This window comes from Streptococcus sp. Marseille-Q5619, assembly GCF_946901205.1.
In the GTDB taxonomy this organism is placed as follows: domain Bacteria; phylum Bacillota; class Bacilli; order Lactobacillales; family Streptococcaceae; genus Streptococcus.
Genome location: NZ_CAMPPO010000002.1, coordinates 367,343 through 385,087, shown reverse-complemented (window position 1 = coordinate 385,087; position 17,745 = coordinate 367,343). Strand labels below are relative to the sequence as shown.

The window sequence follows — 17,745 nt, the reverse complement described above, 5'->3', positions numbered from 1 at the left end:
GGGTGAATTCACTTGCGCATGGATTTAGAAATGAAGGTCTGACTTGTCAGATGAAAACGGATGGTACCGCGTGTCAACGCTCCGAGTGGAGTTTTTGGCATGTGGTTTTCTTTTTATCTACGAGCGACTGATGGAGGAATTATGTCAACTATTGAAGAACAATTAAAAGCGCTTCGTGAAGAAACGCTGGCTAGCTTGAAGCAGATTACTGCTGAAAATGAAAAAGAGATGCAAGATTTGCGTGTCTCTGTCCTTGGTAAAAAGGGTTCGCTCACTGAAATCCTCAAAGGGATGAAAGATGTTTCTGCTGAGATGCGTCCAATCATTGGGAAACACGTCAATGAGGCTCGTGATGTCTTGACAGCAGCCTTTGAAGAAACAGCTAAGCTCTTGGAAGAAAAGAAAGTCGCTGCACAGTTAGCTAGCGAGAGTATCGATGTGACGCTTCCAGGTCGTCCAGTTGCTACTGGTCACCGTCATGTTTTGACACAAACTAGTGAAGAAATCGAAGATATTTTCATTGGGATGGGTTACCAAGTCGTGGATGGTTTTGAAGTAGAGCAAGACTACTATAACTTTGAACGTATGAACCTTCCCAAAGACCACCCAGCTCGCGATATGCAGGACACTTTCTATATCACAGAAGAGATCTTACTCCGTACCCATACGTCTCCTGTTCAGGCGCGTGCCATGGATGGCCATGATTTCTCTAAAGGTCCTTTGAAAATGATCTCACCAGGGCGTGTGTTCCGTCGTGATACGGACGATGCGACCCACAGTCACCAATTCCACCAAATTGAAGGCTTGGTTGTTGGGAAGAACATTTCTATGGCAGACCTTCAAGGAACCCTTCAATTGATTGTGCAAAAAATGTTCGGTGAAGAGCGTCAAATTCGTTTGCGTCCATCTTATTTCCCATTCACAGAGCCATCTGTTGAGGTGGATGTTTCTTGCTTCAAGTGTGGTGGAGAAGGCTGTAACGTATGTAAGAAAACTGGTTGGATCGAAATTATGGGAGCTGGTATGGTTCACCCACGTGTCCTTGAAATGAGTGGTATCGATGCGACTGTTTACTCTGGATTTGCCTTTGGTCTTGGTCAAGAACGTGTAGCTATGCTCCGTTACGGAATCAATGATATCCGTGGATTCTACCAAGGAGATGTCCGCTTCTCAGAGCAGTTTAAATAATGATTAGAAAAGTAGAAATGGCAGATGTTGAGGTGTTGGCTAAAATTGCTAAACAAACCTTTCGTGAAACATTTGCTCATGATAATACGGAAGAGCAGTTACAGGAATACTTTGAAGAGGCTTATAGTCTGAGAGTTTTGTCAATTGAGTTGGAAAATCCAGAATCCGAAACCTATTTCATTATGCATGAAGAGGAGATAGCTGGTTTTCTTAAAGTCAACTGGGGAAGTGCTCAAACTGAGAGAGAATTAGAGGATGCTTTTGAAATTCAACGCCTCTATGTTCTACAAAAATTTCAAGGATTTGGACTAGGTAAGCAACTGTTTGAATTCGCTCTTGAACTTGCTACAAAAAATAGTTTTTCTTGGGCTTGGTTAGGTGTTTGGGAGCATAATACAAAAGCTCAAGCGTTTTATAATCGATATGGTTTTGAAAAATTTAGCCAACATCATTTTATGGTTGGTCAAAAAGTAGATACGGATTGGTTACTGAGAAAGAAATTAAGGTAAGAAGATGATTCTTCTATTGAAATGATAGGAAAGGAAAAGAACCAGAGTGGCAACTGTCATTCTGGAGAACTAAATTATGCTTGTATCTTATAAATGGTTAAAAGAATTGGTGGACATTGATGTGCCATCACAAGAGTTGGCTGAAAAAATGTCAACTACAGGGATCGAGGTAGAAGGTGTCGAATCACCTGCTGCTGGTCTCTCAAAAATTGTCGTCGGTGAGGTCTTGTCTTGCGAAGATGTGCCAGAAACTCACTTGCATGTCTGTCAGGTTAATGTGGGTGAAGAAGAAGCCCGTCAAATCGTCTGTGGTGCACCGAATGTGCGTGCAGGCATCAAGGTCATGGTGGCACTTCCGGGAGCTCGCATTGCTGACAATTACAAGATCAAAAAAGGGAAAATCCGCGGTCTTGAGTCACTTGGGATGATCTGTTCACTTGGTGAATTAGGAATTTCTGACTCTGTTGTACCGAAAGAATTTGCAGATGGCATCCAAATCTTGCCTCAAGATGCTGTTCCTGGAGATGAAGTCTTCTCCTACCTAGACTTGGATGATGAAATCATCGAACTGTCTATCACACCCAACCGTGCAGATGCTCTTTCTATGCGTGGGGTGGCTCACGAAGTGGCAGCTATCTATGACAAGGCAGTCAACTTTAAAGAATTTACTCTTTCAGAAACTGACCAAGCTACAGCAGATGCTCTTTCTGTAGAGATTGAAACAGATAAGGCGCCATACTATGCGGCCCGTATCTTGGACAATGTGACTATCGCACCAAGTCCACAATGGTTGCAAAACCTTCTCATGAATGAAGGAATCCGTCCAATCAATAACGTAGTGGACGTGACCAACTACATCCTACTCTACTTTGGTCAACCAATGCACGCCTTTGACTTGGATACCTTTGAGGGGAGTGACATCCGTGTGCGTGAAGCGCGTGCTGGTGAAAAATTAGTGACTTTAGATGGTGAAGAACGTGACTTGGAAACAAATGACTTAGTCATCACTGTCGCAGACAAGCCAGTAGCCCTTGCAGGTGTTATGGGTGGAGAGGCTACAGAAATCTCTGAAAAATCTAGTCGTGTTGTCCTTGAAGCTGCAGTCTTCAACGGAAAATCAATCCGCAAGACCAGTGGTCGCCTCAACCTTCGTTCTGAGTCATCTTCTCGCTTTGAAAAAGGCATCAATGTGGCAACAGTCAATGAAGCCCTTGATGCAGCGGCTAGTATGATTGCAGAACTTGCAGGTGCGACGGTGCGTAAAGGCATCGTTTCAGCAGGTGAACTTGATACCTCTGATGTGGAAGTTTCTTCAACGCTTGCTGATGTTAACCGTGTCCTTGGTACAGAACTTTCTTACGCGGATGTAGAAGATGTCTTCCGTCGTCTTGGATTTGGCCTTTCTGGAAATGCAGATAGCTTTACAGTCAGAGTCCCACGTCGTCGTTGGGATATCACTATCGAGGCAGACCTCTTTGAAGAAATCGCTCGTATCTATGGTTATGACCGCTTGCCAACCAGTCTTCCAAAAGACGATGGGACAGCTGGTGAATTGACAGCGACACAAAAACTTCGACGTCAAGTTCGTACCATTGCTGAAGGGGAAGGTTTGACAGAAATTATCACCTATGCTCTAACAACTCCTGAAAAAGCAGTTGAGTTTACGGCTCAACCAAGTAACCTTACAGAACTTATGTGGCCAATGACAGTGGACCGTTCTGTCCTCCGTCAAAATATGATTTCTGGTATCCTTGATACGGTGGCTTATAACGTAGCTCGTAAGAACAAAAACTTGGCCCTTTACGAGATTGGAAAAGTCTTTGAACAAACAGGTAATCCAAAAGAAGAACTTCCAAATGAAATCAACAGCTTTGCCTTTGCCTTGACAGGCTTGGTTGCTGAAAAAGATTTCCAAACAGCAGCAGTTCCAGTTGATTTCTTCTATGCTAAGGGAATCCTAGAAGCGCTATTTGCTCGTTTGGGACTAGAAGTGACCTATACAGCAACATCTGAAATCGCTAGCCTTCATCCAGGTCGTACAGCAGTCATTTCACTCGGTGACCAAGTTCTTGGTTTCCTTGGCCAAGTGCATCCAGTCACCGCTAAGGCTTACGATATTCCAGAAACGTATGTAGCTGAGCTCAACCTTTCAGCCATCGAAGCTGCCCTTCAACCTGCTGCTCCATTTGTAGAAATCACGAAATTCCCAGCAGTCAGCCGTGACGTTGCCCTTCTCCTCAAGGCAGAAGTGACTCACCAAGAAGTTGTGGATGCAATCCAAGCTGCCGGCGTAAAACGTTTGACAGATATCAAACTCTTTGACGTCTTCTCAGGCGAAAAATTGGGACTTGGTATGAAGTCAATGGCTTATAGCTTGACTTTCCAAAATCCAGAAGATAGCTTAACGGACGAAGAAGTCGCACGCTACATGGAAAAAATCCAAGCGTCTCTCGAAGAAAAAGTCAATGCAGAAGTGCGTTAAACGATAGTATGATACAAATTCCCCCTCTAGTTTATGAACACTAGAGGGGTGATTTTATATAATACTCAATGAAAATCAAAAAGCAAACTAGGAAGCTAGCCGTAGGTTGCTCAAAACACTGTTTTGAGGTTGTAGATAAGACTGACGAAGTCAGTAACCATATGTCTAAGGTAAGTCGACGCTGACATGGTTTGAAGAGATTGTCGAAGAGTATAAAATAATTAAAATGTGATTTCTGTAAAAATACATCTATGATCAGAGTTTTGAAAACTTACAATGTCTAAATTTTTAACATAGTAGTGGTTTTTAGGCAATAAAATATGATCTATTGTTGCATTAAAAAGTTTTGGACTTTGGCTATTCCAAGTTCCTCTTTCAAAAGGTGGAAGTGCATTTAATGCGTCCCTATGAGAGCTTATTTTTGCAAGTGCTCCATGACGCATAGTTGCATTAAAATCACCTGCAATAATAGCCTTTGGATATTTTGAAGCCAGTTGATTATGAATGATATTTAAGTCTTGCTTCCAGATTTCCATTAAACCTGGCAGAGGAGGAGCAGTATGCAAAGCAATGATATCTGGTATATTTTGTTTTCTCGAATGTAATAGAATTGTCCCAAACCGTGTTGTATGGAAAGTTTTAGCTTCTGTATAGAAACCATAACTTTTCTTGACAATCACAGTCACAGGAGCTATTCCACTGTCAGTAGGTGGAGAAGTAAAAATATCATAGTTGGCCATAGAAAGTCCAACTTGATGAAACAATAGTTTGATTCTCTGGTTTTCTTGCTCACCTCTGATATTGGTAGCTAGTTCAGGGAATATAGCAATATCGGCATCAAAATGGCTAAAAATTCGCTCAATATGTTGTGCTTCTATTGATTAGCGATGTTCCAAGTTACTAATTTTAAGGTTTTAGTCTTATTTGATGTGGAAGAAAGGGTTTTATCTGTTCCGAATAATAGTAATATGAGCGATAATAAGAGCAAAATGCCAGAGTAAAACCGTATTTGTTTATTTTTCTTGTAAAAAGATAGGGAAAAAAATACGAAACTTAAAATAGGAAGCCATAGTTGCAGTAGCTAAGGGGAAGGCATAAATCTGTGCCAAGATAGGTCTGGTAGATAGCCAAATATTAAGATTAGAAGATGGGAAAAAAGAATAAGCTATGATAGGGATAGCGAAGAGAATGACAGAAAGGGCAGAAAGAAATGTTTTAATCATTGTATGAGTACCTCAATTTGCAATGGTTGCTCGGAGCTAATGTGACTTTGTGACTTTACTTGATTGATATTCTTTTTCTTGTCTTCCTCATAGATTAAGTACAACCCAAGTAAAAAAGTCCAATTTAAGATTGAAATGATTAAAAGGCACAGAAATGCAAGACAATTATACTACAAAAGGCAAACATTTGACAATCGATAGTCGTTGCTTAATCGAACGATGGAAAAAAGAAGGAAAATCAAATAGAGAAATTGCCTCTCTATTTGGAAAAGCTCCTCAAACATCCATACTGAAATCAAGCGTGGGACAGTCCGAAAATGTCTTGGGAAAGGGGGGTAAAGAGCTTTACTCTGCCGACTACGCTCAACAATTTTATGAAAATAATCGCAAGCGCTCGGTCAAGAAATCAAGCTTGACCAAGGAACTAAAGGAAAAGATTCTCCACTATCATAACCAAAAATTTTCGCCTGAAATGATGGTGATGGCTAAGGGCGTTAACGTGGGAATTTCAACCATTTACTATTGGATTCATCATGGAAAATTAGGATTATCAAAACAGGATCTGCTCTATCCTAGAAAAGGAAAAGCGCTTAAGAAACAAGCTAGTTCCAACTTTAAACCCGCTGGTCAATCTATCGAATCATAATTCGCTCATTATACATAGACGTAAAAGAAAGAGGGCTAAGTGATGGAGAATAGTGCTATTGGGAGTAACTGGAAGGATGTCCGATCTCAACTCTTTACAAAGGAGGAAATTCTTGAAAGTGATATGCGAGTGGCTATCATGAGTGAGCTGATTGAGGCTAGGCATGACCAAGGAATCAGCCAGAAAAAGCTGGAAGAATTCAGTGGAGTAAGCCAGCCTGTCATAGCTAGGATGGAAACAGGCAAGACAAGTCCTCAGTTGGATACAGTCTTGAAAGTTTTAGCCAGTTTAGGAAAGACACTAGCAGTCGTCCCCCTCGAACAGGAAAAGAGTTGATTAGAGTAGACTCATACTCAATGAAAATCAAAGAGCAAACTAGGAAACTAGCCGCAGGCTGTACTTGAGTACGGCAAGGCGACGTTGACGCGGTTTGAATTTGATTTTCGAAGAGTATTATAGTCTTTTCTAATAACAAGTCATAGTCGCTTATAAGAATTACTAATAACACGTTTTACCAGTCTAACTAAAATACAGCTATAAAACAAGCTACACAAAGGATTTGAGGCATTTGTCTCAAGTCTTTTTCTTTTGTCTAAAACGGAGATATAGTTTCAAACTATATCAAAGCCTAATTTTTTACAATTATACAGACGCTTTCTTTTCTGTTAAGATAGTTTCAACAACAAATTTTGGAGGACACATCATGTCAACTACAATCATCGGTTTCCCTCGTTTGGGCGAATTCCGCGAATTAAAATTTACAACTGAAAAATACTTTAGAAAAGAAATCTCAGAAGAAGAACTCTTGGCAGCCGCAAAAGACTTGCGTGCTAAACACTGGAACATCGTCAAAGAAAAAGGAATCACTGAAATTCCATCAAATGACTTTTCTCACTATGACAACTTCCTAGATGCAGCTTTCCTTTTCAACGTGGTACCTGCTTCAGTTCAAAACTTGGACTTGTCTGACCTTGAGCGCTACTTCGCTTTGGGACGTGGTTACCAAGGAGAAAAAGGAGATGTTCGCGCCCTTCCAATGAAGAAATGGTTCAACACCAACTACCACTACATCGTTCCTAAATTTGAAAAAGACACTCAAGTAAAATTGGCAGGTCACAAGATTTTCGATGAATTCCAAGAAGCAAAAGAACTTGGATTGAACACTCGTCCTGTCCTTGTAGGTCCATTCACTTTCCTTCAATTGTCAGACTTTGAAGAAGGTGTGAAAGCAGAAGACTTCGTAGATAGCTTAGTGGCTGCTTACCAAGAAGTTTTTGCTAAATTGGCAGAACTTGGTGCGACTCGTATCCAATTGGATGAAGCTGCTCTTGTCAAAGATTTGACAGCTGAAGAAAAAGCTCTCTTCTTGAACCTCTACAACAAACTCTTGGCTGACAAAAAAGGTCTTGAAGTCTTGCTTCAAACTTACTTCGGTGACGTTCGTGACGTCTACGCTGACCTTGTAAACTTGCCAGTAGATGCTATCGGTCTTGACTTCGTTGAAGGTAAGAAAACTCTTGAACTCGTTAAAGGTGGTTTCCCAGCTGATAAGACTCTTTATGCAGGTATTGTCAATGGTAAAAACATCTGGCGTAACAACTACGAAAAGAGTTTGGCTGTTCTTGAACAAATTCCAGCTGAAAACATTGTCTTGACAAGTTCATGCTCACTTCTTCATGTGCCATTTACAACTGCTAATGAAGAATTTGAATCAGCAATCTTGAACCACTTTGCCTTTGCGGTTGAAAAATTAGATGAGATCCGTGATTTGGATGCTATCCGCAATGGTCAAGGTGAAGAAGCACTTGCAGCTAACAAAGAACTCTTTGCGACTGAACGTGTGGGTGAAAATGCTGAACTCCGTGCGCGTATCGCTGATTTGACAGACGCAGACTACACTCGTTTGCCAGCCTTTGCAGAACGTGAAGCCATCCAAGAAGAAACTCTTAAGCTTCCAGCTCTTCCAACAACAACTATCGGTTCATTCCCTCAAACCAAGGAAGTTCGTGCCAAACGTTTGGCTTACCGTAAAGGTGAATTGTCTCAAGAAGAGTACGACGCTTTCCTTGCTGAAACGATTGACGAATGGATCAAGTGGCAAGAAGATATTGACTTTGATGTCCTTGTTCATGGTGAATTTGAGCGTAATGACATGGTTGAGTACTTCGGTCAAAACTTGTCAGGTTACCTCTTCTCTAAAAATGGTTGGGTACAATCATACGGTATGCGTGGGGTTAAACCACCAATCATCTGGGGTGATGTCACTCGTCTCAACCCTATCACTGTTAAATGGTCTAGCTATGCACAAAGCCGTACAAACAAACCTGTTAAGGGTATGTTGACTGGACCTGTTACCATCCTCAACTGGTCATTCCCACGTGAAGACATCTCTATCAAGGATTCTACTCTTCAAATCGCCCTTGCTATCAAGGATGAAGTGCTTGACCTTGAAGCTGCTGGTGTGAAAATCATCCAAATCGACGAGGCTGCTCTTCGTGAAAAATTGCCACTTCGCCGTAGCGACTGGTACGAAGACTATCTTGACTGGGCTATTCCTGCCTTCCGCTTGGTACACTCAACAGTAGCGCCAGACACACAAATCCACACTCACATGTGTTACTCAGAATTTACAGATATCATCCCAGCTATCGATAACATGGATGCAGACGTTATTTCCTTTGAGGCTAGCCGTTCAAACCTTGAAATCTTGGACGAACTCAAAGCGAAAAACTTCCAAACAGAAGTAGGACCTGGGGTTTATGATATCCACTCTCCTCGTGTGCCAAATGAAGGCGAAATCGACAATACAATCGAAGCCATCCTTGCTAAAGTGCCAAGCAAGAAAGTTTGGATCAACCCAGACTGTGGTTTGAAAACACGTGGTATTCCAGAAACAAAAGAAAGCTTGATCCGCCTTGTTGAAGCAGCGAAAGCTGCGCGTGAGAAATTGTAAGATAAGGATTTCTCAAGAAGCGCTGTTTGGTCAATCTGCCTGTTTCACTTGGATTCTAGGAATCCAGCTAACGAAAAAAATCAACTAGAAAAGGATAATGACTATGTCACGCCAAACACCGTCACTCTCATTTGAAGTGTTCCCTCCCAACCCAGCCGTGGGTAATGATAACATTATTTCTGCTCTTCAAGATATGCAGGAGTTGGCTCCTCACTTTATCAGTGTAACTGCCAGCAATAATAAATTTAATATCAAGGAAACGACGGTTTGTTTGGCTGACTTTATCCAAAATGACTTGGCGATTCCGACTATTGCCCACTTGCCAGCTATCTATTTGACTAAGGACAAGGTTGCTGAAACTATTGCAGACTTGGACAAGGTTGGAGTGCAGAAAATCTTGGCTCTTCGTGGGGATATTATTCCAGATGTGGAACCACAAAAGGATTTCCGCTACGCAACTGACTTGATTGAGTTCATCAAGGAGCAAGCCCCTCACTTTGATATTGTTGGCGCTTGCTATCCAGAAGGACATCCAGATTCACCAAATCAGATTTCAGATATTCAAAATCTTAAGAAGAAAGTGGATGCAGGTTGTTCGAGCCTTGTAACTCAGCTTTTCTTTGACAATGAGCGCTTCTATGATTTCCAAGACAAGTGTATCTTGGCTGGGATTGATGTTCCAATTCATGCAGGGATTATGCCAATTCTGAATCGAAGTCAGGCTCTCCGCCTCTTGAAGACTTGTGAGAATATCCATCTTCCACGCAAATTCAAAGCCATTTTAGACAAGTATGAGCATGACCCTGAGTCGCTCAGAGCAGCAGGACTTGCCTATGCAGTGGACCAAATCGTGGACTTGGTAACTCAGGATGTTGCAGGTGTTCATCTCTACACCATGAACAATGCAGAAACAGCAAAATACATCCACCAAGCAACTCATGCCTTGTTTAATCATCAGTCTCTAGGATAATAAAAAGCAAACCATTCTTCTCAAGTGAGGGGAATGGTTCCTTTTTCATGGTAAAGACCGCACTTTTTAAGAAAAATATGATAAAATAGACTCTGTACGTACTTGATACAAAGATGAGGGTATTTAGGTTGTAGAAGTTTGTTTAAAGTTGATTATTTTTTAAACAAAATCTAATAATGTGTGTCTCAAAAAACACGAACAGAGTGAGTATTTAAAAGATATTTCACGCTATCGTGGTATCTTAGATGATAACAATATTATTATCTAAGACGGGATTTTTGAGAGTAAAATAGTTCGGGAAACTATTTTAGCCTGAGCATAGAAATGAAAAGGCGAAGTAATTAAAAATTACCATTGAAATTCCATTGGATTTCTAAAATCATCCACTGGATAATTTTACCTCCCGTCCGCACTATTTCAGGGAAATATCAAAAAGATACTTAATTGAATTTTGGCCTCATTTCTTAGGAAAAAAGATAAGCTTCCTAGCACTCATCGAGTGCGGCGTCACCTTCCTATTTTTCTACAGAAATGTTCGGCAAGCCGAACCGTCCAAAATATCTTGTGTAACTGAACACGCCTACAACTCTGTGGAAAAAGATAAATCTACCTAGGAGCATTCGCTCCGTCGTTCGATTTCCTATTTTCCTTTGAGTTGCTTAACGGCTTAGTATCTTGAGTAATTGAACCCGGCCGAAAAGCTGTGTAAAAAAGATAAACTGTCTTGTCTTCATCGAAGACTTCGTCAGTTTCCTATTTTTACTTTGCTTTTGACGTCCTTGGTATCTTGAGAATTGAACACGCCTACAACTCTTTGGAAAAAGATAAATCTGCCTAGGAGCAGTCGCTCCGTCGTTCGATTTCCTATTTTCCTTTGAGTTGCTTGACGGCTTAGTATCTTGATTTTTGTAGGCAAGGCGTATAATTTTATCAATCCAAAGGGGATTAAAATGACAAAACATGTGTTTCAAACGACTTTTGCGGGTCGTGAGTTAATTGTAGAGACTGGTCAGGTTGCTAAGCAAGCAAATGGCGCAGTTGTCGTGCGTTACGGTGAGTCAACTGTCTTGACTGCTGCCGTGATGTCTAAGAAAATGGCAACTGGAGATTTCTTCCCTCTTCAAGTCAACTACGAAGAAAAAATGTATGCGGCTGGGAAGTTTCCTGGTGGCTTTATGAAACGTGAAGGACGTCCTTCAACAGATGCGACTTTGACAGCGCGTTTGATTGACCGTCCAATCCGTCCTATGTTTGCGGAAGGTTTCCGTAACGAAGTGCAAGTGATTAACACTGTGCTTTCTTACGATGAAAATGCATCTGCACCAATGGCTGCTATGTTTGGTTCATCCTTGGCGCTTTCTATCTCAGATATTCCATTTGACGGACCAATCGCTGGGGTACAGGTGGGCTATGTAGATGGTCAAATCATCATCAACCCTAGTCAAGAACAGGCAGAGCAATCTCTTCTTGAATTGACAGTAGCTGGGACTAAACACGCTATCAACATGGTAGAGTCTGGTGCTAAAGAATTATCAGAAGAAATCATGCTGGAAGCGCTCCTTAAAGGGCACGAAGCGGTCAAAGAATTGATTGCCTTCCAAGAAGAAATCGTTGCTGCTGTCGGTAAGGAAAAAGCAGAAGTGGAATTGCTTCATGTGGACGCTGACTTGCAGGCTGAAATCATCGCAGCCTACAACAGCGACCTTCAAAAAGCAGTTCAAGTAGAAGAAAAATTGGCTCGTGAAGCTGCAACTCAAGCAGTTAAGGACCAAGTAACTGCCGTTTACGAAGAAAAATATGCAGACCACGAAGAATTTGACCGTATCATGCGCGATGTGGCTGAAATCTTGGAACAAATGGAACACGCTGAAGTGCGCCGTTTGATCACAGAAGACAAGGTGCGTCCTGATGGTCGTAAGGTCGATGAAATCCGTCCTTTGGATGCGGTTGTTGACTTCCTTCCTCGTGTGCACGGTTCAGGTCTCTTCACTCGTGGACAAACGCAAGCCCTTTCTGTCTTGACCTTGGCTCCGATGGGAGAAACTCAAATCATTGATGGTTTGGATCCAGAGTACAAGAAACGCTTTATGCACCACTATAACTTCCCTCAATATTCTGTAGGGGAAACAGGTCGTTATGGTGCGCCTGGTCGTCGTGAAATTGGTCACGGTGCTCTCGGTGAGCGTGCCCTTGCTCAAGTCTTGCCAAGTTTGGAGGAATTCCCATACGCTATCCGTTTGGTAGCAGAAGTCTTGGAATCAAACGGTTCTTCATCTCAGGCTTCTATCTGTGCGGGAACTCTTGCCCTTATGGCTGGTGGGGTGCCAATCAAGGCGCCAGTAGCTGGTATTGCTATGGGACTTATCTCAGATGGAAATAACTACACAGTCTTGACAGATATCCAAGGTTTGGAAGACCACTTTGGAGACATGGACTTCAAGGTTGCAGGTACTCGTGACGGGATTACAGCCCTTCAAATGGATATCAAGATCCAAGGGATCACTGCAGAAATCTTGACTGAGGCTCTTGCCCAAGCCAAGAAAGCCCGTTTTGAAATTCTTGATGTGATTGAAGCAACCATTCCAGAAGTTCGTCCAGAATTGGCTCCAACTGCTCCGAAAATTGATACGATCAAGATTGATGTGGACAAGATTAAGATTGTCATCGGTAAGGGTGGAGAAACCATCGACAAGATTATCGCTGAAACAGGCGTTAAGATTGATATTGACGAAGAAGGAAATGTATCTATCTACTCGAGCGACCAAGGTGCTATCAATCGTGCTAAAGAGATTATTGCTGGTTTGGTTCGTGAAGCTAAGGTGGATGAAGTTTACCGTGCTAAGGTTGTTCGTATCGAGAAATTTGGTGCCTTTGTTAACCTCTTTGACAAGACAGATGCTCTTGTTCATATATCTGAGATGGCTTGGACGCGTACCAATAATGTCGAAGACTTGGTAGCAATCGGGGATGAAGTTGATGTTAAGGTTATCAAGATTGATGAAAAAGGACGTGTGGATGCTTCTATGAAAGCCCTTCTTCCTCGTCCTCCAAAACCTGAACGTGACGAAAAAGGTGAGAAGTCTGAGCGTCCTCATCGCCCACGTCATCACAAGGACCACAAACCTAAGAAAGAATTTACAGAAACACCAAAAGATTCAGAATAAGAAAAGGAGAAATGTATGGGATGGTGGCGCGAAACCATTGATATCGTAAAAGAAAATGATCCAGCGGCCCGCACCACTTTGGAGGTTTTGCTGACTTATCCAGGTGTCAAGGCCTTGGCGGCCCACCGTCTTTCACATTTTCTCTGGAAGCATGGCTTCAAACTCCTGGCTCGTATGCACAGTCAGTTTTGGCGCTTTTGGACTCAGATTGAGATTCATCCAGGTGCCCAGATTGATTCAGGTGTCTTTATCGACCACGGTTCAGGCTTGGTGATTGGAGAAACAGCGATTGTTGAAAAGGGTGTTCTCCTTTACCACGGAGTAACTCTTGGTGGAACAGGGAAAGACTGTGGCAAACGCCATCCGACCGTTCGAAAGGGAGCTCTCATATCAGCTCATGCCCAGGTTATCGGACCAGTGGAAATTGGTGAAAATGCTAAGGTCGGTGCAGCAGCAGTTGTCGTGGCAGATGTACCTAGTGATGTGACGGTTGTTGGTATTCCTGCCAAGATTGTCCGCCTTCATGGTAAGAAAGACGAGCCGGTCATTCATGAGGTTGAAGAAAAACGAGAGTATTACGTCAATAAACTCGAGCAGGCTAAAGAAGCTAGTCACAGATCGTCTGGGTTGTAGAGGATACCTATATGATTCAAGTAAGAAACAAGTTAAGCCAAGAGGAGCTATCTGAGGCGAAAAAACTAATTAACTGTTGTCAAAACTACGACGGTACCTATCGTGATCCCTATCTCTCTAACATGCTTAATTTTGCCCCAAACATGCCCGCCTTTTTCCTTTATTATGAAAAAGGCGAACTTGTTGGTTTATTAACTGTCTATGCAGATGACCAAGATGTGGAAGTGACGATACTGGTTCATCCAGTTCATCGCCGTCAGGGGGTTGCGCGTGCATTGTTTACTAGTTTTGAGAGAGAAACAGCTTCTTTTCCGATTCATTCAGTTACTTTTCAGACAGAGCGTGTTTTTCTAGACCGCCATCCTGATTTTATCAGCAACTGGGGATTGGTCGAGGATGAAGAGACAGAAACTTGGTTAGGTAAGGATAGAAAACCTTATCCGTTAGCAAATATTTCCAATCTTGAAGTTTTGTTAGCAGATAGTTCGTATCAGGATCAAATTAGTCAGTTAAAATTTCAGGCATTCTCAGAGGAACATGAGTCTAGAGAGATTGTGGATAGATATGTCGCTGAAGCTCTGAAGGATCCAGAAAGTCGCTTATATATTTTATTAAAAGACGGTCAGGTTATTGGAACGTGCACGGTAGATTTATCGACTAATACGAATTACTTCTACGGTTTAGCAATATCTGAACCTGAACGTGGGAAAGGCTATGGAAGCTACTTAGCAAAATTCCTTGTCAACCAACTGATTGAGCAAAATGATAAGGAGTTCCAAATTGCAGTAGAGGATAGCAATGTAGGTGCCAAACATTTGTATGAAAAAATTGGCTTTGTCAAACAGACTCAGGTGGTTTATCTGAATGAGAAAGGAGCAAGGGATTCCGAAGTGTAGAGAGATTCGGACTGAAATTCAATTGAACTCTTAGTGATGAAACTAACTGTTCTCGGATTTTGGCTTTCCTGACTATTATTTTATGATTAAAATCTACGACACCATGTCTCGTGATTTGCGAGAATTTGTCCCGATTGAGGACGGCAAAGTAAAGATATATGTTTGTGGGCCAACCGTGTACAACTATATCCACGTGGGGAATGCCCGTTCGACGGTGGCTTTTGATACCATTCGTCGCTATTTTGAGTATCGTGGTTATGAGGTTGCCTATATTTCCAATTTTACGGATGTGGATGATAAGATTATCAACCGTGCCAAGGAGGAAGGTATCACGCCTCAGGAGGTTGCGGACAAGTACATTGCTGCCTTTCGTGAGGATGTGACGGCCTTGGGCGTGAAACCTGCGACTCGCCATCCGCGTGTGGTGGAGTTTATGGCTGACATTATCCGCTTTGTGGGAGACTTGATTGAAAAAGGTTTTGCTTATGAGAGCCAAGGAGATGTCTATTTCCGTGTGGAAAAATCTCACAACTATGCCAAATTGGCTAATAAAACCTTGGAAGATTTGGAGCTGGGTGCTTCAGGTCGTACCGATGAAGAAACAGCTCGTAAGGAAAATCCTGTAGACTTTGCCCTATGGAAAGCTGCCAAATCAGGCGAGATTTCTTGGGATAGTCCTTGGGGATCTGGTCGTCCGGGCTGGCATATCGAGTGTTCGGTCATGTCGACAGAGATTTTAGGTGATACCATTGATATTCACGGTGGTGGAGCCGACCTAGAGTTTCCACACCACACCAATGAAATTGCCCAGTCTGAAGCCAAAACAGGCAAGATCTTTGCCAACTACTGGATGCATAATGGCTTTGTCAACATCGATAATGTCAAGATGTCCAAGTCCTTGGGTAACTTTATCACCGTGCATGATGCCCTTAAAACTCTTGATGGGCAAGTACTTCGTTTCTTCTTTGCGACTCAACACTACCGCAAGCCAATCAACTTTACGGAAAAGGCGGTGCGCGATGCAGAGACCAATCTCAAGTATCTGAAGAATACTTATGAGCAACCATTTACAGGAAACGTGGATGCCCAAGACTTGCAAGCCTTTAAAGACAAGTTTGTAGCTGCTATGGATGAGGATTTCAACTCTGCCAACGGTATTACAGTAGTCTTTGAAATGGCCAAATGGATCAATTCTGGCAACTATGATGCATGTGTTAAGGAAGCTCTTGCGGCTATGTTAGAGGTCTTTGGAATTGTCTTTATTGAGGAAGTTTTGGATGCAGAGATTGAAGACTTGATCCAAAAACGCCAAGAAGCGCGTGCCAATCGTGACTTTGCGACAGCGGACCAGATCCGTGACCAATTGGCTGCTCAAGGGATTAAGCTCCTTGACACCAAGGATGGAGTGAGGTGGACACGTGATTGATGTCAATCTCATTAACGGGATTGCGCTAGCCTTTGAAGGAGATGCGGTGTATTCTATGTATATTCGTCGTCACCTCATCCTCAAAGGTATGACAAAACCCAATAAACTCCACCAAGAGGCGACCAAGTATGTCTCAGCCAAGGCTCAGGCTCGCCTGATTTCCCTCATGTTAGAGGAGCAAGTCCTGACGGAAAAAGAAGAAGAAATCTACAAACGTGGTCGCAATACCAATAGTCACACAAAGGCTAAAAATGCTGATGTAGTGACTTACCGTATGTCCACAGGTTTTGAAGCCGTGATAGGCTATCTCCATATGACTGAAAATCTAGAACGTCTTGAGAGCTTGATTTCGTGGTGCATCCAAAAAGTGGAGGGCTAGGACATGATGGCAAAAGAACTACAAGACTGGTTTCCTGAGGCTCAGATTTCAGACCAACCAGTAGAGAAAGAGGGTTATCTCACTCTTCCTTTAGCTTCTCAACAGTGGATTTTGCTGGAGGAAGCTGGGCTCAGTGAGCGTGAAAAGCAGTTGGTTGCTCTTTTGACCCAGCAGGAGCAGGCTCGTTCGCTCAATCCTTGGTATTCTTATCTGATTGAGGGGAAGGGACAGGCACCACAAACTTTTAAAAAGATTCAGTTGGTTTATTGCCATCTTTCCTATTTTCAACAGGAAAATCTAGCTTCTTGGCTGGATATGATGCGGACCCTTTTTCCTAACTGTCAGACGGTGATTCAGGTTGGAGCTCAGGATTATGTTTTCGTGCTTCAACAAGACAAATACACCTCTGTACGAGCTATTTTAAGTGATACGATTGAAGCGGTTGAGTATGACTTTGGACTGCGTCTATCTATCATGTTAGGACAGGTTTGGTCTCAGACGGGGCATCAAGCCCTATCAGACTTGATTAAAGCGGAGCGGGATTTATTTAAGACTTGGTGGCGTCAGGGTCATCAAGGTGTTCATACTTTTTCTCAGCTCTATCTTTGGAGTATGGGAGAAAGACTCGTGGACTTGAGAGTAATCAAGGAATGTCTACACCAGATGATTTTGGATCAAGATCAGATTCAGGAAATCATCCTCTCTCTTTGGGAAAATAGTGCTGTTCTCACTAAAACAGCCCAGAAACTCTATCTGCACCGCAATTCTCTCCAATACAAGATTGATAAATGGGAAGAGTTGACAGGGCTTCAGTTGAAAGAGTTGACCGACCTGACCTTGTGTTATCAATTGATTTTAGGTTCTTTGTCAACTATAGTTGGTTTGTAAAGAAGTTAATATTTGGAGAAGAGGATTGCCATCTTCTCCATTTTTATGTGCAGAGTTATAGTGGATTGATGCTGGGAAAGTACACTGTGACTGCTAAAATATTCCTAGAACTTGCTTTGATTTTCCTAATCTATTCATGTAAAATTTATGTTATTTCACTATAGTTGTTTGATTTTTGTTTAGTATTAGAAGATTGAAAATCAATGAATAAATCTACCAGCAGATGACTCAAAACGTCCTTTTGAAGCTCTAGGTAAGGCAAAGTTGACGTAGTTTGAAGAGGTTTTCGCATAGTAGGAACATCCAATTTTGGTGTGTTTACTTATGGAGTTTTTCCTAGTGATACTTATATTTAGACACAAAACTATAGCTTGAGAGCTAGTCATTT

General features: G+C 42.2%; 12 protein-coding genes and 2 pseudogenes. 13 read left to right on the top strand and 1 reads right to left on the bottom strand.

Features of this window, described 5'->3' with window-relative positions:
* Nucleotides 1–141 precede the first annotated feature (141 nt).
* The 3 genes from pheS (at nucleotide 142) to pheT (ending at nucleotide 4,179) form a co-directional block, all read left to right on the top strand.
* Nucleotides 142–1,188, top strand: a complete 1,047-nt coding sequence (gene pheS / locus OC530_RS02900) for a phenylalanine--tRNA ligase subunit alpha (protein ID WP_112445101.1) — start codon at nucleotides 142–144, stop codon at nucleotides 1,186–1,188.
* Nucleotides 1,188–1,697 carry an N-acetyltransferase gene (locus OC530_RS02895; protein WP_262079328.1) on the top strand — a complete coding sequence of 170 codons (510 nt, stop codon included), beginning with the start codon at nucleotides 1,188–1,190 and terminating at the stop codon, nucleotides 1,695–1,697. The genes pheS and OC530_RS02895 overlap by 1 nt, the downstream gene beginning before the upstream one ends.
* Nucleotides 1,698–1,773: 76 nt before the next feature.
* A complete protein-coding gene (pheT, locus tag OC530_RS02890) occupies nucleotides 1,774–4,179 on the top strand; it encodes a phenylalanine--tRNA ligase subunit beta (RefSeq protein ID WP_262079326.1) in 2,406 nt (801 codons plus the stop codon).
* A gap of 221 nt (nucleotides 4,180–4,400) precedes the next feature.
* On the opposite strand, the pseudogene OC530_RS02885 reads toward pheT, so the two are convergent.
* A pseudogene (locus OC530_RS02885) lies at nucleotides 4,401–5,402 on the bottom strand (endonuclease/exonuclease/phosphatase family protein).
* A gap of 154 nt (nucleotides 5,403–5,556) precedes the next feature.
* On the opposite strand from OC530_RS02885, the pseudogene OC530_RS02880 reads away from it, so the two are divergent.
* The 10 genes and pseudogenes from OC530_RS02880 to OC530_RS02835 form a co-directional block, all read left to right on the top strand.
* Nucleotides 5,557–6,042, top strand: a pseudogene (locus OC530_RS02880) (transposase); the annotation flags it as partial.
* 48 nt (nucleotides 6,043–6,090) lie between these two features.
* Nucleotides 6,091–6,384, top strand: coding sequence for a helix-turn-helix transcriptional regulator (locus OC530_RS02875; protein WP_112445038.1), 294 nt, complete (start codon nucleotides 6,091–6,093; stop codon nucleotides 6,382–6,384).
* Between the two features lie 367 nt (nucleotides 6,385–6,751).
* A complete protein-coding gene (gene metE / locus OC530_RS02870; protein WP_262079323.1) occupies nucleotides 6,752–9,001 on the top strand; it encodes a 5-methyltetrahydropteroyltriglutamate--homocysteine S-methyltransferase in 2,250 nt (749 codons plus the stop codon).
* A gap of 103 nt (nucleotides 9,002–9,104) precedes the next feature.
* Entirely contained in the window at nucleotides 9,105–9,971 is an 867-nt protein-coding gene (gene metF, locus OC530_RS02865; protein ID WP_262079321.1) for a methylenetetrahydrofolate reductase [NAD(P)H], read from the top strand.
* A 950-nt stretch (nucleotides 9,972–10,921) separates the two neighbouring features.
* The gene (pnp, locus tag OC530_RS02860) at nucleotides 10,922–13,135 is read left to right on the top strand and encodes a polyribonucleotide nucleotidyltransferase (RefSeq protein WP_262079319.1); all 2,214 of its coding nucleotides are present in this window, start codon (nucleotides 10,922–10,924) and stop codon (nucleotides 13,133–13,135) included.
* Between the two features lie 15 nt (nucleotides 13,136–13,150).
* Complete coding sequence (gene cysE / locus OC530_RS02855; RefSeq protein ID WP_172931214.1) at nucleotides 13,151–13,768, top strand: serine O-acetyltransferase; 618 nt, start codon at nucleotides 13,151–13,153, stop codon at nucleotides 13,766–13,768.
* 11 nt (nucleotides 13,769–13,779) lie between these two features.
* A complete protein-coding gene (locus OC530_RS02850; RefSeq protein ID WP_262079314.1) occupies nucleotides 13,780–14,664 on the top strand; it encodes a GNAT family N-acetyltransferase in 885 nt (294 codons plus the stop codon).
* Between the two features lie 82 nt (nucleotides 14,665–14,746).
* Nucleotides 14,747–16,090 carry a cysteine--tRNA ligase gene (gene cysS, locus OC530_RS02845; protein ID WP_262079312.1) on the top strand — a complete coding sequence of 448 codons (1,344 nt, stop codon included), beginning with the start codon at nucleotides 14,747–14,749 and terminating at the stop codon, nucleotides 16,088–16,090.
* Nucleotides 16,083–16,469 (top strand): Mini-ribonuclease 3, encoded by a 387-nt coding sequence (locus OC530_RS02840; protein ID WP_050111512.1) that lies wholly within the window; start codon nucleotides 16,083–16,085, stop codon nucleotides 16,467–16,469. The genes cysS and OC530_RS02840 overlap by 8 nt, the downstream gene beginning before the upstream one ends.
* Before the next feature lie 3 nt (nucleotides 16,470–16,472).
* Nucleotides 16,473–17,357, top strand: a complete 885-nt coding sequence (locus OC530_RS02835; RefSeq protein WP_112445051.1) for a helix-turn-helix domain-containing protein — start codon at nucleotides 16,473–16,475, stop codon at nucleotides 17,355–17,357.
* Nucleotides 17,358–17,745 lie beyond the last annotated feature (388 nt).

Excerpts from the sequence above, each read along its gene's own strand:
- pheS (WP_112445101.1), top strand. The coding sequence starts at position 142 with ATGTCAACTATTGAAGAACAATTAAAAGCGCTTCGTGAAGAAACGCTG.
- pnp (WP_262079319.1), top strand. The coding sequence starts at position 10,922 with ATGACAAAACATGTGTTTCAAACGACTTTTGCGGGTCGTGAGTTAATT.
- cysE (WP_172931214.1), top strand. The coding sequence starts at position 13,151 with ATGGGATGGTGGCGCGAAACCATTGATATCGTAAAAGAAAATGATCCA.
- OC530_RS02835 (WP_112445051.1), top strand. The coding sequence starts at position 16,473 with ATGATGGCAAAAGAACTACAAGACTGGTTTCCTGAGGCTCAGATTTCA.
- cysS (WP_262079312.1), top strand. The coding sequence starts at position 14,747 with ATGATTAAAATCTACGACACCATGTCTCGTGATTTGCGAGAATTTGTC.
- metE (WP_262079323.1), top strand. The coding sequence starts at position 6,752 with ATGTCAACTACAATCATCGGTTTCCCTCGTTTGGGCGAATTCCGCGAA.
- OC530_RS02850 (WP_262079314.1), top strand. The coding sequence starts at position 13,780 with ATGATTCAAGTAAGAAACAAGTTAAGCCAAGAGGAGCTATCTGAGGCG.
- OC530_RS02895 (WP_262079328.1), top strand. The coding sequence starts at position 1,188 with ATGATTAGAAAAGTAGAAATGGCAGATGTTGAGGTGTTGGCTAAAATT.
- OC530_RS02875 (WP_112445038.1), top strand. The coding sequence starts at position 6,091 with ATGGAGAATAGTGCTATTGGGAGTAACTGGAAGGATGTCCGATCTCAA.
- metF (WP_262079321.1), top strand. The coding sequence starts at position 9,105 with ATGTCACGCCAAACACCGTCACTCTCATTTGAAGTGTTCCCTCCCAAC.
- pheT (WP_262079326.1), top strand. The coding sequence starts at position 1,774 with ATGCTTGTATCTTATAAATGGTTAAAAGAATTGGTGGACATTGATGTG.